At 62.6% G+C, this 14,034-nt stretch carries 11 protein-coding genes and 1 tRNA gene; 8 read left to right on the plus strand and 4 right to left on the minus strand.

Annotated features, from left to right (window positions below):
* Positions 1-26 precede the first annotated feature (26 nt).
* Entirely contained in the window at positions 27-887 is an 861-nt protein-coding gene (locus FJ954_RS05750; protein ID WP_140660711.1) for an alpha/beta hydrolase-fold protein, read from the plus strand.
* Between the two features lie 9 nt (positions 888-896).
* Here the strand turns inward: FJ954_RS05750 and FJ954_RS05755 are convergent, their stop codons facing one another.
* From FJ954_RS05755 to FJ954_RS05765, 3 genes are all read right to left on the minus strand, one after another.
* Complete coding sequence (locus FJ954_RS05755; protein WP_140660712.1) at positions 897-1,331, minus strand: hypothetical protein; 435 nt, start codon at positions 1,329-1,331, stop codon at positions 897-899.
* Between the two features lie 459 nt (positions 1,332-1,790).
* Positions 1,791-1,866, minus strand: a tRNA-Phe gene (locus FJ954_RS05760).
* Between the two features lie 172 nt (positions 1,867-2,038).
* Positions 2,039-2,911: a helix-turn-helix domain-containing protein gene (locus tag FJ954_RS05765; protein ID WP_140660713.1), complete on the minus strand. Its 873-nt coding sequence runs from the start codon at positions 2,909-2,911 to the stop codon at positions 2,039-2,041.
* Between the two features lie 104 nt (positions 2,912-3,015).
* Between FJ954_RS05765 and FJ954_RS05770 the strand changes: the two genes are divergently transcribed.
* From FJ954_RS05770 to FJ954_RS05790, 5 genes are all read left to right on the plus strand, one after another.
* Entirely contained in the window at positions 3,016-4,287 is a 1,272-nt protein-coding gene (locus tag FJ954_RS05770; protein ID WP_140660714.1) for an ABC transporter substrate-binding protein, read from the plus strand.
* A 94-nt stretch (positions 4,288-4,381) separates the two neighbouring features.
* Positions 4,382-5,242 carry a sugar ABC transporter permease gene (locus tag FJ954_RS05775; protein WP_015316252.1) on the plus strand — a complete coding sequence of 287 codons (861 nt, stop codon included), beginning with the start codon at positions 4,382-4,384 and terminating at the stop codon, positions 5,240-5,242.
* The gene (locus tag FJ954_RS05780) at positions 5,239-6,075 is read left to right on the plus strand and encodes a carbohydrate ABC transporter permease (protein WP_140660715.1); all 837 of its coding nucleotides are present in this window, start codon (positions 5,239-5,241) and stop codon (positions 6,073-6,075) included. Before FJ954_RS05775 ends, FJ954_RS05780 begins: the two co-directional genes overlap by 4 nt.
* A gap of 8 nt (positions 6,076-6,083) precedes the next feature.
* Positions 6,084-7,163 (plus strand): sn-glycerol-3-phosphate ABC transporter ATP-binding protein UgpC, encoded by a 1,080-nt coding sequence (ugpC, locus tag FJ954_RS05785; RefSeq protein WP_140660716.1) that lies wholly within the window; start codon positions 6,084-6,086, stop codon positions 7,161-7,163.
* Positions 7,164-7,199: 36 nt separating this feature from the next.
* Entirely contained in the window at positions 7,200-9,227 is a 2,028-nt protein-coding gene (locus FJ954_RS05790) for an aldo/keto reductase (protein WP_140660717.1), read from the plus strand.
* Positions 9,228-9,244: 17 nt separating this feature from the next.
* On the opposite strand, the gene FJ954_RS05795 is transcribed toward FJ954_RS05790, so the two are convergent.
* Positions 9,245-10,120: an AraC family transcriptional regulator gene (locus FJ954_RS05795; RefSeq protein ID WP_140614689.1), complete on the minus strand. Its 876-nt coding sequence runs from the start codon at positions 10,118-10,120 to the stop codon at positions 9,245-9,247.
* Between the two features lie 248 nt (positions 10,121-10,368).
* Here FJ954_RS05795 and FJ954_RS05800 point away from each other — a divergent pair, with 248 nt between their 5' ends.
* Positions 10,369-11,835, plus strand: coding sequence for an alpha-glucosidase/alpha-galactosidase (locus tag FJ954_RS05800; protein WP_140660718.1), 1,467 nt, complete (start codon positions 10,369-10,371; stop codon positions 11,833-11,835).
* Between the two features lie 103 nt (positions 11,836-11,938).
* Positions 11,939-14,020: an ABC transporter substrate-binding protein gene (locus FJ954_RS05805; protein ID WP_140660719.1), complete on the plus strand. Its 2,082-nt coding sequence runs from the start codon at positions 11,939-11,941 to the stop codon at positions 14,018-14,020.
* Positions 14,021-14,034: the final 14 nt, after the last annotated feature.

The raw sequence follows: 14,034 nt of genomic DNA on the forward strand, positions 1-14,034 counted from the left end.
CTTGTCCCGTGGAGATATCCAAGCCGATGGCGACGCCAGCCTTGATTGCCGACACCACCGTCCACGACTTCGTTGGCAAAAGCGGAGGCGATCCCTGGCGGGTCTTCATCCATGTGCCGTCGGGGCCAATGCCCGAGGCCGGCTGGCCGGTGCTCTACATGACCGACGGCAACGCCGTTATCGGCACTGCGGTCGACGCGATGCGCGCGCAGGCCCTCTATCCCGCCGGCACCAATGTCGGCTGGGGCGTCATCGTCGCCATTGGCTACCCCGTCGAGGGCGCCTATGACCCGCTGCGCCGCTCATGGGATCTGGGCCCCCCGCCGGGCAGGACCTATCCGCCCTTCCACGAGGGCACGCCGGAAGTCAGGACCGGCGGGGCGGGGGATTCTCTGGCCTTCATCGAAGCCGAGCTGAAGCCGTGGGTCGCCAGCCGGACCAGGATCGACGAGAGCCGCCAGGCACTTTACGGCCACTCTTTCGGTGGCCTGTTCGCGCTCTACGCCCTGTTTACCCGCCCGCTCTCATTCAGCACCTTCATTGCGGCCAGCCCTGCCATCTATTGGGAAGATCGCGTTATCGACCGCTTTCTCGAAAGGTTCGAAGCCGCTGTTCCCGACGGCCTGAAAGCCGACGTAATCCTGTCGGCCGGAGAGTATGAGACCGAAAAGCTGGCGCCGTTCCAGGTCGGCGCGGAAGACGAGGAAAAGCGCCTGGCGCAGAAAAAGCTCATCCTTACCGACGAATTCGCCAGGGCGATGGCGGAACGCCTCGCCGCGCTCCCGGGCCTGCGGGCAAGCTTCGAACTCCATGCCGGCGAAAACCACATGTCGATCCTGCCGGTGACGGTCAACCGGGCGGTGCAGGCGGCATTCGCGGTGCGGTAGAATTTCTATTCAGCGCGCAGGCGGCAGTTCGAACAGCTTTGCGCCGTTTTCCTGGCCGCGCTCGACATAGCCGATAATGCCGAACCACCTGGCGACATCGGGCCCCTGGAGCCAACTGCGCGAGTGGATGGGAAGGTTGCCGGCAAGCGCCTGAATATGCCTGATATGCCGCTTGCAGAAACGGACGGTCGAGCCGCGGAAGAAATCCTCCTGGGCGGCGAACAGCGTATCGGCGGCATCGCTGTTTTCATGCCACGCGATGATCGCCACGGCCTTCTCGCCCTCGACAAGCGCGTGCGCGCGGCCTTCCTTCAAATTCATCATCAGATTGTCGTAGGCGATCTTGCTGTCCTTGCCGGCCGCCGCGTACTCGTCCGACATCCGCTTGGACAGGCCATGGAAGACATCCTCGAGATCCCCAAGCGTTGCTGCGCGTGCTCTCATTTCACCTCCTGCAGCCCCGGCAGGGAGTTTGCCCTAGGGTTGTGGGATCACCAAGCAAATTGAATCCTCCACAAGCCCGGCGAAGGCAAAGTCGTTCCGTCCATCGATCTTTGTGACAGGGCACCCGCACCAAGCCGACAGAAGGCTTCGGCCTCCCGGTTCTTTAAGACACGAGGGAACAAGAGCCTGTGGTTGCGGTTAACTGGATATGCCAGCCAAGATCCAAGTACCACGGCCGAAGCCCGGCCCGCAGCCACCCGTCCGTCGGCCGGACAAGGAAGCACCGCCAGAGCCTGAGCATGTCGATCCGCCACCGCGAGACGTGCGAGAGGCGCCGGCACCAAATCCCGATGGCGACAAGAAAACCTAAGCGACGACACGCGAACGCGCCTGCAATAGGCGCATGCGATTGATAGCGATCAGGTGGTCACGCCATAAGCGCTTGGATTTTTAAAATGATGGTGCCCAGAGGCGGATTCGAACCACCGACACGCGGATTTTCAGTCCGCTGCTCTACCAACTGAGCTATCTGGGCCTGTTCCGGCTAACGAAAACTCGCGCTCCGGATTTCATGAAGGCACCGTGGGCGCCCCTTGAAAGCGCGTGGGTTATAGCATGGGAATCCGGCCTGTCCAGCGCCCAGATGTGGATTTCCCGCAGGAAAAGAAATGTCGCCCGATGGGTCGGTTTCCATGCCGTGCGCCCGCCTATCTGGCGCTTGGCAGCCCCTTGCGGAAGTCGGATGGGGTCATGCCGGCCAGCTTGCGGAAGGATTTGTTGAAGGCGCTGAGCGAGCCGAAGCCCGAGTCCATGGCGACCCGCAGCACATTGGCGTCCTGATGCATCAGAAGCGCCTGCGCGTAGCTCAGCCGCAACAGGTTGACGTATTCGTTGAGCGTCATGCCAGTTGATTTCTTGAACAGGCTCATGGCGTATTTGGGGTGGATATCGGCGGCGGCCGCTATGTTCATGCAATCGATGTCGTAGAGGAAATTTTCGGCGATGAAATCGCACATGCGCCCGACATTGCGTGAGGACTGCTGGTCGAAGGGGCTGCCCGCCTCCTGCCCGGCGGCGTTTTCCGGCACCAGCCGATAGGGCTCGAACCGCACCCGCTCCAGCCGCAGCAGGAGTTCGCTGACGGCATGCTCGGCCTTGGCCGGATCGCCCGAACGGGCGTAGCGGTTCCAGCGGGCGAAATTGTCATTGTCGGATTGATCGGTGGCGCTGGTCACCAGCGTCGCGCCCGTCATCAGCCGGTGGCGTATATCCGCCGGCAGGTGCAGCCGGAAGAAATGCACCAGCGGCAGGTGCGCGCCGGCATAGACGGCGTCGTCGCTCAAATCGTCCATCTGGTGCGGCAGGCCGCCCCAGAACAGGCACATCTCGCCGGCCGAGAGCGAGATTTCGTGCTCGTTCATGCGGTAGTGCACGGAGCCGCGGACGATGAAATTCACCTCGACCTGGGCATGCCAATGCGGCTTCAGCATCACCAGCGGATTGGTGTGGAACATCTGCAGCAGCAGCGGCAGGCCTTCCACACTGCTGGCACCAGGCTGGTAAAACGGCCGTTCGGGCATCTTACTTTCCGCCAATTTCGTATTCCCTTTGTCGGGGACAGGCCTTTGCCGGTGCCTAGTCTAGCCAAGCTCGCAGAGAGAGCAAATGAAATGGGAGGATTTCAATGCGCATCACACTGTCCTGCGCCGCGCTCGCGCTTGCCTTGGGCTCAGCCCCGGCCTTCGCGCAATCCGGCGAAATCACCATCTGGAGCTGGAACATCGCCGCCTCGTCGCTGAAGGCAACGGTTGCCGGTTTCAACAAGGTCCATCCCGACATCAAGGTCACGGTCCAGGATCTCGGCAACCAGCCGACCTATGACAAGTCGATCGCCGGATGCGCGGCCGGCGGCGTCGGCCTGCCCGATATCGTGACCATCGAGAACGGCGAGGCCGAGAATTACTGGAGCCAGTTCCCCGACTGTTTCGTCGACCTGCACACGTTGGGCTACACGGCGGAAGACCAGAAGAAATTCCCCGATTTCAAGCGTACCGAACTCGAAGTCGGCGACAAGGCCTATGCCATGCCGTGGGATTCCGGCCCGGTCGCCGCCTTCTATCGCCGCGACTTCTATGAAAAGGCCGGCGTCGATCCGGCATCGATCAAGACCTGGGACGATTTCATCGCCGCCGGCAAGAAAATCCAGGCCGCCAATCCAGGGGTCTCGATGACCAATGCCGATTTCAACGGCGACAGTGAATTCTTCCGTATGATCTCCAACGAACAGGGCTGTGCCTATTTCGCCGAGGACGGCCAGTCGATCACGGTCAACCAGCCCAAATGCGTCGACGCCATGACCAAGGTCAAGGAGATGAAGGACGCGGGCATCGTCTCGTCGGCCGACTGGGGCACCAAGATCACCAACAACACCGCCGGAACCGTCGCCACCCAGGTCTATGGCGGCTGGTACGAAGGCACCATCCGCACCGAATCGGCCGGCGAAAACGGCAAGTGGGGCGTCTACCTGATGCCGAGCCTGACCGCGGACGGGCCGCACGCCGCCAATCTCGGCGGTTCGTCGCTCGCCATCACCTCGGCGTCGAAGAACAAGGAAGCGGCCTACGAGTATTTGAAATACACGCTCGGCACCAATGAAGGCCAGATCACCATGCTGAAGGAGTTCGGCCTCGTCCCATCACTGGTCTCGGCCCTGAACGACCCTTACGTCAGCCAGGGCCAGCCCTACTGGGGCGGCCAGGCGGTGTGGAAGGATATTCTGGGCACCTTGCCCAAGGTCGTTCCGAGCCGCGGCACGCAGTTCCAGAGCGATGCCGAGATCATCGTGCGCGCCGTGCAGACCAAATACCTCGCCGGCGGATATCCCGACGCCAAGGCGGCACTCGACGATGCCGCCAGCCAGATCGCCTCGGCGACTGGGCTGCCTGTCAAGTCCTGACCTCCCAGGACGGGGTCCGGGACGGCAGCTATGTCGTCCTGGACCCGCCGCTTGCACGCTTGCTTTCAACACCAGGGATGAAGGAGGACAAAAGATGCGCGCCCGCAATGCCACGGCCTATCGCTTCCTTACGCCCTATCTCCTGATCTTCGCCATCTTCTGGGTGTGGCCGATCATCTCCTCGTTCCTGATCTCGTTCCAGGCGACGCGCACCGTGCCGTGGCGCTTCGCGCCCGGTTTCAACTGGGGCCGGCTGGTCGGCGACCCCGCCTTCTTCAACGCGCTGAAGAACACGCTGCTCATCCTCGTCATCCAGGTTCCGGTGATGATCGCGCTGGCCATGGTGATGGCGGTGCTTCTGAATTCGCCGCTGCTCAAGGCGCGCGGCCTCTACCGCTTCGCCTTCTTCGCCCCGGTGGTGGTCGGCGAGGTCGCTTATTCGGCGGTGTTCCGGCTGATGTTCAGCCTCGATTTCGGGATCGTCAACAAGCTGCTGAACAGCATCGGCCTGCCCAAGGTCGACTGGTTTTCCAATGTCACGCCGGCCATGGCGCTGATCATGATCGCGGTCACCTGGCGCTGGGCCGGCTACAACGCCATCATCCTGCTGGCCGGCATGCAGTCCATTCCCGAGGATGTCTACGAGGCAGCGACGCTCGACCGGGTAAGCAAGCTCAAGCAATTCTTCTACATCACCCTGCCGCTGTTGAAGCCGGTCATCGTCTTCTGCGCCGTGCTGTCGATCATCGGCACCATGCAATTGTTCACCGAGCCGTTCCTGATCACCGAGCGTGGCGGGCCGGGCGGCGGCACCGAGACGCTCGGTCTGCTGCTTTACCGCCAGGGCTTCCGCTCGCTCAATTTCGGCTATGCCTCTGCCGTCGCCTACACCATGGCCGGGCTGGCGATCGCCATCACGCTGGTGCAGCTATGGCTGACGAGGGAACCGAAATGAGTTCGCTCTCGTCGGCAAGACTGAAACGAAGCATCGCACTGCACCTGTTCCTGACGCCGCTGGCGCTGATCTGGTTGTTTCCGCTGTGGATGATGGTGGTGTTCTCGACCATGCCCGACAATGGCATATTCAGCCCGGGCATCGAACTGTTGCCGCGCGGCAATTTCATCGACAATTTCAACAATTTGCAGCGCGACACAGACTTCGTCGGCGCCATCGTCATCTCCGTTTGCGTGGCGGTGACCTACACCGTCTTGTCGGTGCTGTTGACCTCGATGGCCGGCTGGGCGCTGGCCCGCTACCAGTTCTTCGGTAAAAGCGTGGTCGTGGCCATCATCCTGGGCACCATCACGCTGCCCTATGCGGTGGTGCTGATCCCGCAATTCATCATGGTGGCGCGCGACTTCAAGCTTGCCAACACCTGGGTGGCGCTGATCGTGCCGCCGCTGTTCAATTCGCTGGGCGTGCTGTTCATGCGCCAGAGTTTTTCGATGATGCCGGACGATCTGTTCGATGCGGCCCGCGTCGAGGGCGTCAAGGAGTGGCGGATCTTCGTCTTCATCGCCTTGCCGCTGGCGCGGCCGATGCTGGCGGCGCTCTGCATCATCCTGTTCCTCGCCTCCTGGAATAATTATCTGTGGCCACTTCTGATCAACAGCCAGCCGGGTTCGATGACAGCACCCGTGGCGCTTGGCACGCTGATCGGCCTGACCAAAGTGTCGTGGGGCGGCATCATGGCGGGCGCGGTCATGCTGACCGTGCCGATGCTCATCGTCTTCGTGCTCCTGCAGCGTCATTTCATCGCCGGCATCGCCGCCGGCGCGGTCAAGTAAGGGGCAGAATGGCAACCGTCACGCTCACCAATGTCGCCAAGCGCTTCGGCGCGTTCGAAGTCGTCCACGGTGCCAACATCGACATCGCCGATGGCGAGTTCGTCGTCTTCGTCGGCCCGTCGGGCTGCGGCAAGTCAACGCTGCTCAGGATGATCGCCGGGCTGGAGGACATCAGCGGCGGCGAGATCGCCATCGGCGGCAAGGTGGTCAACGATGTCGAGCCCGCCGACCGCGGCATCGCCATGGTGTTCCAGTCCTACGCGCTCTATCCGCATATGAGCGTCGAGCAGAATCTCTCCTTCGGGCTGCGCATGACCGGCAACCCCAAGGCCGACACCGAGCGGCGGGTGAAGCGCGCGGCCGAGATCCTGCGCATCAGCGAATTGATGGACCGCCGTCCGAAGAAACTTTCCGGTGGCCAGCGCCAGCGTGTCGCCATCGGCCGCGCCATCGTGCGCGAGCCGCAAGTGTTCCTGTTCGACGAGCCGCTCTCCAATCTCGATGCCGAACTGCGTGTCCAGATGCGGGTCGAGATTTCAAGGCTGCACAAGGAACTCGGCGCCACCATGGTCTATGTCACCCACGACCAGACCGAGGCGATGACGCTGGCCGACCGGATCGTCGTGCTGCGCGCCGGCCATATCGAGCAGATCGGCCGGCCGCTGGAACTCTATGACAATCCCGACAATATGTTCGTGGCCGGCTTTGTCGGTTCGCCGAAGATGAATTTCATCAAGGCCCATATTGTCGGGCGTGATGAAAAAGGGGTCGTGGTCGAGCTGGCCGGCGAGGAGAAGACCCGCATCACGCAACCGTTGAAATGCGCAGGGCCCGAACTGGGTAGCAAAGTCATCGTCGGCGTGCGGCCGGAACATTTTGGCAGCGCCGGTGAAGGCGACGCCGACCTGACCGCCGCCATCGACGTGGTCGAGCATTTGGGCGGCACGAGCTTCCTCTATGCCCGAACGGCCCATGGCGAGGATGTGGTGATCCAGCGCGACGCGGCAAAGATTCCCGACACCTCGGAGGTCGCCGTTTCCATCCGCAAATCCTACCTGTTCGACGAAAAGGGGCTGCGGCTGCGCTGACCGGCCGCCCCTTTCCAAGCCCGCAAGGAGAATGACATGACTGCATCAACGCCCATTCGCTGGGGGATTCTTGGGCCAGGCGGCATCGCCAAGGCCTTTGCCGGCGGCGTCGCCGGTTCGCGCACCGGGAAACTGGTCGCCATCGGCGCGCGTAACCCCGGCAAGCCGGGCCTGGCCGAGAGCTTTCCCGGCGCCCGCATCCTCGACGGTTATGACGCTCTTCTCGCCGATCCGGAAATCGACGCGATCTATATCGCGGTGCCGCATCCCGGCCACGCGCAATGGGCGATCCGGGCGGCGGAAGCCGGAAAACATGTGCTTTGCGAAAAGCCGCTCGGGCTGACCGCCTTCGAGGCAGACGCCATGATGCATGCGGCGCGCAAGGCTGGCACCTTTCTCGGCGAAGCCTTCATGTACCGGCTGCATCCGCAGACGCTGCAGCTGGTAGGCCTGGTCAAGTCCGGCGTCATCGGCGAGATCAGGATGATCAAGTCGAGCTTCGGCTTCGCCATGCCTGATTTCATGCCGGAGCACCGGCTCTACGCCAACGACCTCGCCGGCGGCGGCATCCTCGACGTCGGCGGCTATCCCGTGTCGATGGTGCGCCTCATTGCCGGCGCTGCCGCGGGAAAGCCATTCGCCGAACCCGACAAGGTGGTGGGCGGCGCCCACCTTGGCCAGTCCGGCGTCGACGAATGGGCCTCCGCTGTCCTGCATTTCCCCGGTGGCATCGTCGCCGAGGTTTCCTGCAGTATCTCGCTGAACCAGGACAACGTCCTGCGCATCTTCGGCACCAAGGGCCGCATCGAGGTGCCGGACTTCTGGTTCGCCGGCGGCGACCGCGATGTCGGTCTCGGTCGGATCGACGTGATCGGCTCCGACGGCGCGCAAGAGACCATCAGCGTCAACGAGAAGCGCCATGTCTATTCCTTCGAGGTCGATGCCGCCGGCGAGGCGATCCGCGCCGGGCGACAGGAATTCGCTTGGCCGGGCATGGGCTGGGCCGACAGCCTCGGCACCTTGCGCGTGCTAGACAGATGGCGCGCGGCGGTGGGGCTGGAGTACGAGATCGAGAAGGCCTCCCTGCGCACCAACACCATCTCCGGCCGACCTCTGCGGCCCGGCGGCACCGCGATCGGCAAGCGCACCATTCCGGGCCTGCCGAAACCGACCTCCGTGGTGGCGCTCGGCTTCGAGGATTTCCGCACCTTCTCCTCCGGGTCTATCCTGCTCGATGCCTTTTTCGAGGCCGGCGGCAATCTGTTCGACACCGGCTACGTCTATGGCGGCGGCTACACCGAGACGCTGCTCGGCCAATGGCTGAGAAACCGTGGCGTGCGCGAGCAGTCGGTGATCATCGCCAAGGGCGCGCACTCGCCGCTCTGCTATCCCGACGTGATCGCAAAGCAGCTTGCCCAGTCGCTCGACCGTCTGCAGACCGACCATGTCGACATGTATTTCATGCATCGCGACAATCCGGACGTGCCGGTCGGCGAGTTCGTCGACGCCATGGACGCGGAGGTCAAGGCCGGGCGCATTCGCGGTCCCTTCGGCGGCTCCAACTGGACGATGCAGCGCATGGACGAGGCCATTGCCTATGCCGAGCGCACTGGCAAGCAGAAGCCCGGCGCGCTCTCCAACAATTTTTCGCTGGCCGAAATGCTGGAGCCGATCTGGGCCGGCTGCATCACCTCCTCCACCGACGACTGGAAAGCCTGGCTGACATCCAGGCAGATGCCGAATTTCGCCTGGTCGAGCCAGGGACGCGGCTTCTTCACCGACCGCGCCGGGCGCGACAGGCTGGACAGCGAGGAACTGGTGCGGGTCTGGTACTCCGAGCGCAATTTCGGCCGCCGCGACCGGGCGATCGAACTCGCCGCCAGGCTGCGCAAGAGCCCGATCCATATTGCGCTGGCCTATGTCCTCAACCAGCCTTTCCCATCGGTCCCGTTGATCGGGCCGCGCACGCTGGGCGAACTGGACGACAGCCTGCGGGCGCTGGACATCGCGCTTTCGCCGGCCGAACTCGAGTGGCTGGACGGCGGCAGCCTGCACGCGGCCTGATTAGGTCTCAAGCGGCGTCAGGTCTCGTCGTCCGACACCTTGGCGCCGCGCCTGGCCGGCGTTCGCAAGCTGGCATACATGCCGGTGGTGCGGAACTGGCTGGGCGTCGTGCCGTAGAGGCGGCGAAAGACCTTCGAAAAATAATTCGCATCCTCGAACCCGCACAGGATGGCCACTTCCTTCACCGGCAGGAAATCGGCCTTGGTCAGCAATTTCGCCGCCCGCTGCAGCCGCTGCTGCAGCACGAACTCGGCGGGCGGCAGGCCTTCGCTCTCGGCGAAGCAGCGTGAGAAATGAGCCCGGCTCAGTCCGCTGATCTGGACAAGGTCCGCCACCGGCAGGGCTTTGTCGAGATTGGCGTTGATATGATCGATGACCGGCTGCATGGCACTCTGTTTTTCGGCAAAGGCGTGCGAGCCGAACACATCGTCGTAGAGCGCCATCGCCGCCTCGTAGGCGATCGCCGAAGCAGCGCCTGGAGAAGCGGCCCCTTTGATAAGACGCAGACTGCAATCGGCAAGATGATCGATCGTCGCCGGCTGCAGCCGAAAGACCGGTCCCGACACGTCGAGGATCGACTTGTGGACGCGCAACGCCTCCTCGCCGTTCATCGAGATCCAGAAATATTCCCAGCGCTCGCCCCTGGCCAGCCAGTAGCGGTGGTTGTGCGGCACCAGCACCAGCAGCGTGTCGTTCGTCTGCAGGCGGTAATCGCGGTTTTCGTAGCGCAACCGGCCGGTACCGCCGATCGTATGCTGCAGGACGGTGAACGGTGTCTGACCGCGCTTTCGCCCGTCCCAGTCATAGGTCACGTCCTCGCGCACCTCATAGCCCGTGCTCGTCGGCATGGCATGCAGGCGCTGGCGGCCGCGCGGCAGCGAGACGGTCCGCATTGACTCTCCGTTGGCGATTAAATCCCACAGCACAAAATTACCCCTGAAAGCATAATCCTTCTCTGGCCGCGCCCGCGAATAAGCGCATAATCGCGCCTCGAAGAACGCGAATAGCCTGCGAACGAGGAGCGGGCGGGAGGAGAGAAAAGCCGGATTCCGGCTTGAATGGCATGCGCCCAAAGGCGTGTGGCCATCTTTCTTCCCTTGCTGCTCCTTGCCTAGCATTCGATTGGACCGAGGTGAAGGTGATGAGTTTCAAAATCGCTATTATCGGCGCCGGCAGCGTCGGTTTCACGAAGAAGCTGTTCACCGACATATTGTGCGTGCCGGAATTCAAGGACATCGAATTCGCGCTGACCGACATCAGCGAGCACAATCTCGCGATGATCAAGGCGATCCTCGACAGGATCGTCGAGGCGAACAATCTGCCAACGAGGGTGACCGCGACGACCGACCGCCGCAAGGCGCTCGAGGGCGCGCGCTACATCATAAGCTGCGTGCGGGTCGGCGGCCTCGAAGCTTATGCCGATGATATCCGCATTCCCTTGAGATACGGCATCGACCAATGCGTCGGCGACACGATCTGCGCCGGCGGTATTCTCTACGGTCAGCGCAACATTCCGGTGATCCTGGATTTCTGCAAGGACATCCGCGAAGTCGCCGATACCAACGCCAAATTCCTCAACTATGCCAACCCGATGGCGATGAACACCTGGGCGGCGATCGAATACGGCAAGGTCGACACGGTCGGTCTCTGCCATGGCGTCCAGCACGGAGCCGAACAGATCGCCGAGGTGCTGGGCGCGAAATCGCCGCGGGAACTCGACTATGTCTGTTCCGGCATCAACCACCAGACCTGGTTCATCGATTTGCGGCTGAACGGCCGCAAGATTGATAGGGATGAGCTAATTGCCGCCTTCGAGGCACATCCGGTCTATTCCCAGCAGGAAAAGCTGCGCATCGATGTGCTCAAGCGCTTCGGCGTCTATTCGACCGAAAGCAACGGCCATCTCTCCGAATATCTGCCTTGGTACCGCAAGCGCCCCGACGAGATCACGCGCTGGATCGACATGTCCGACTGGATCCATGGCGAGACCGGCGGCTACCTCCGCTATTCCACGGAAACCCGCAACTGGTTCGAGACCGAATATCCGCAATTCCTCGAAGCGGCGTCGAAACCGATCGACGCATCAAGGCGCTCGAATGAGCATGCGAGCCACATATTGGAGGCGCTGGAAACCAACCGCGTCTATCGTGGCCACTTCAACGTCAGGAATGACGGCGTGATCACCAATCTGCCACGGGACGCCATCATCGAGTCACCCGGTTTCGTCGATCGTTTCGGCATCAACATGGCCGCCGGCATCACGTTGCCGGAAGCCTGTGCCGCTACTTGCATGGCTTCGATCAACGTCCAGCGCATGTCGGTCCACGCGGCCATATCTGGCGACATCGATCTTCTGAAGCTTGCCGTGCTGCATGATCCGCTGGTCGGCGCGGTGTCGACGCCGGAGGAGGTCTGGCAGATGGTCGACGAAATGGTCGTCGCCCAGGCGCAATGGCTGCCGCAATATGCCCATGCGGTTCCGGCAGCCAAGGAGAGGCTGTCGAAATCCACGGTCAAGACGCGGGAATGGGCCGGTGCCGCGCGGCGAAGCGTGCGCTCGATCGAGGAACTGCGCGCCGAAAAGGCCGCGCTGAAACAGGCCGTCTGAGAACCGGGCGCGGCGGCGGATCCACGGGAGGCGGATCCACCGCAGCCTGCCGTCCAGGCCAAATACGAGCAGCAGCAAACGTCTGAATACGAGGGAGGAGACAATGAGGAACCTACGCAGCATTGGCATTGCCGCCGGACTGGCGCTGAGCGTCTCCGTTCCGGCGCTCAACGCTTTCGCTTCCGAGCCGACCGTCCCACCGGTTCCGGCGACGTTTCCGGCCGAGGGCAAGATCAAGTACGTGCCGCGCGACTCCATCCTAGAGTTCAAGGCGCTGCCCGACTATCACGAGCCCGATTGGGTCACGGAAAAATATGTCAAGGCCGGCAAGCTGCCGCCGGTGAAAGATCGGCTGCCGAAAGAGCCGCTTGTCTTCAAGACCGCCAACATGCCGGACGGCGTCGGCGTCTACGGCGATACGATGCGCCATGTCATCGGCGGCCGGCCCGAAGGCTGGAACTACGGCGCCGGCCAGACCCAAGGGTGGGGCGGCATCGACATCGGCCTTTCCGAGTGCCTGACGCGCACCGCGCCGCTGTTCCAGGTTGAGGCGAAGGACACCGAGCCGCTGCCCAATCTCGCCAAAAGCTGGGATTGGTCAGCCGATGGCCACAAGCTGACCATGCATCTCGTCGAAGGCGCCAAATGGTCGGACGGCGTGCCATTCAACGCCGACGACGTCATGTTCTACTGGGACGACGAGGTCATGGATCCCAACGTCTCGCCGCTCAATGGCGCCACCCAGGAAACCTTCGGCGTCGGCACGACGCTGAAGAAGATCGACGACTACACCGTCGAGTGGACCTTCAAGGACGCCTTCCCGAAACAGCACCTCTACGCAATGGCCTATGGCACCTTCTGCCCCGGTCCCGCGCATATCTTGAAGCCGCAGCACCCGAAATATTCGAAGAACACCTACGACCAGTTCAAGAACGCCTTCCCGCCGGAATATATGAACATGCCTGTCATGGGCGCCTGGGTGCCGGTCGAATATCGGGCCGACGACATCATCGTCATGCGCCGCAATCCCTACTATTGGAAGGTGGACGAGAAGGGCAACCAGCTGCCCTATCTCAACGAGCTGCATTACAAACTGTCGACCTGGGCCGACCGCGACGTTCAGGCGGTCGCCGGCGCCGGCGACTTCTCCAACCTCGAGCAGCCGGAAAACTTCGTCGCCTCGCTGAAGCGCGCGGCGGAGGCGAACGCGCCGGCGCGCCTTGCCTTCGGCCCGCGGCTGATCGGCTACAATCTGCGCCTGAACTTCTCCGCCAATGGCTGGGGCAACCCGGACGAGCGCGGCCAGGCGATCCGCGAACTGAACCGCAACGAGGATTTCCGCAAGGCCGTCACCATGGCGCTTGATCGCAAGGCGCTGGGCGATTCCCTCGTCAAGGGGCCGTTCACCGCCATCTATCCAGGCGGCCTTTCCTCGGGCACCAGCTTTTATGACCGCAAGTCCACCGTCTACTATCCTTTCGACCTCGAGGGTGCCAAGGCCGAACTCGCCAAGGCCGGTCTGAAGGACACAGACGGCGACGGCATCGTCAACTTTCCGGCCGCGACCGCCGGCGGCAAGAACGTCGAAATCGTGATGCTGGTCAACAACGACTACACGACCGACAAGAGCCTCGCCGAAGGCGTGGTCGCGCAGATGGAGAAGCTTGGCCTCCGGATCGTGCTCAACGGGCTTAACGGCACCCAGCGCGATGCCACGCAATATTCGGGCCGCTTCGACTGGCTGATCCGGCGCAATGAGCAGGAGCTGACCTCCGTGGTGCAGAACACCGTGCAGCTCGCTCCGGTCGGCCCCAAGACCAGCTGGGATCACCGCGCACCGGAAAGCGGCGAGGTCGACCTGATGCCTTTCGAGAAGGACCTCGTCGACATCGTCAACAAGTTCGTCTCGTCGGCGGACAACAGCCAGCGCGCCAGTCTGATGCGGGACTTCCAGAGGATCTCGACCGAGCACGTCTACAATGTCGGCCTGACGGAATATCCCGGCGCCTTGATCGTCAACAAGCGCTTCTCCAACATCCCGCAAGGCACGCCGATCTTCATGTTCAACTGGGCCGAGGATTCGATCATCCGCGAACGGGTCTTCGTCGCGGCCGACAAACAGGCGAAATACGAATTGTTCCCCGAAGAGCTTCCCGGCAAACCTGGAGACAAGGGCCCGATGTAAGTTTAAGGGCCGAT

It is taken from the genome of Mesorhizobium sp. B2-3-15 (assembly GCF_006442875.1).
GTDB lineage: Bacteria > Pseudomonadota > Alphaproteobacteria > Rhizobiales > Rhizobiaceae > Mesorhizobium > Mesorhizobium australicum.

Bases quoted from the DNA above. Each gene is read 5' to 3' on its own strand.
- FJ954_RS05750 (WP_140660711.1), top strand. From the start codon at position 27: ATGGCGACGCCAGCCTTGATTGCCGACACCACCGTCCACGACTTCGTT.
- FJ954_RS05755 (WP_140660712.1), bottom strand. From the start codon at position 1,331: ATGAGAGCACGCGCAGCAACGCTTGGGGATCTCGAGGATGTCTTCCAT.
- FJ954_RS05765 (WP_140660713.1), bottom strand. From the start codon at position 2,911: ATGCCCGAACGGCCGTTTTACCAGCCTGGTGCCAGCAGTGTGGAAGGC.
- FJ954_RS05770 (WP_140660714.1), top strand. From the start codon at position 3,016: ATGCGCATCACACTGTCCTGCGCCGCGCTCGCGCTTGCCTTGGGCTCA.
- FJ954_RS05775 (WP_015316252.1), top strand. From the start codon at position 4,382: ATGCGCGCCCGCAATGCCACGGCCTATCGCTTCCTTACGCCCTATCTC.
- FJ954_RS05780 (WP_140660715.1), top strand. From the start codon at position 5,239: ATGAGTTCGCTCTCGTCGGCAAGACTGAAACGAAGCATCGCACTGCAC.
- ugpC (WP_140660716.1), top strand. From the start codon at position 6,084: ATGGCAACCGTCACGCTCACCAATGTCGCCAAGCGCTTCGGCGCGTTC.
- FJ954_RS05790 (WP_140660717.1), top strand. From the start codon at position 7,200: ATGACTGCATCAACGCCCATTCGCTGGGGGATTCTTGGGCCAGGCGGC.
- FJ954_RS05795 (WP_140614689.1), bottom strand. From the start codon at position 10,120: ATGCGGACCGTCTCGCTGCCGCGCGGCCGCCAGCGCCTGCATGCCATG.
- FJ954_RS05800 (WP_140660718.1), top strand. From the start codon at position 10,369: ATGAGTTTCAAAATCGCTATTATCGGCGCCGGCAGCGTCGGTTTCACG.
- FJ954_RS05805 (WP_140660719.1), top strand. From the start codon at position 11,939: ATGAGGAACCTACGCAGCATTGGCATTGCCGCCGGACTGGCGCTGAGC.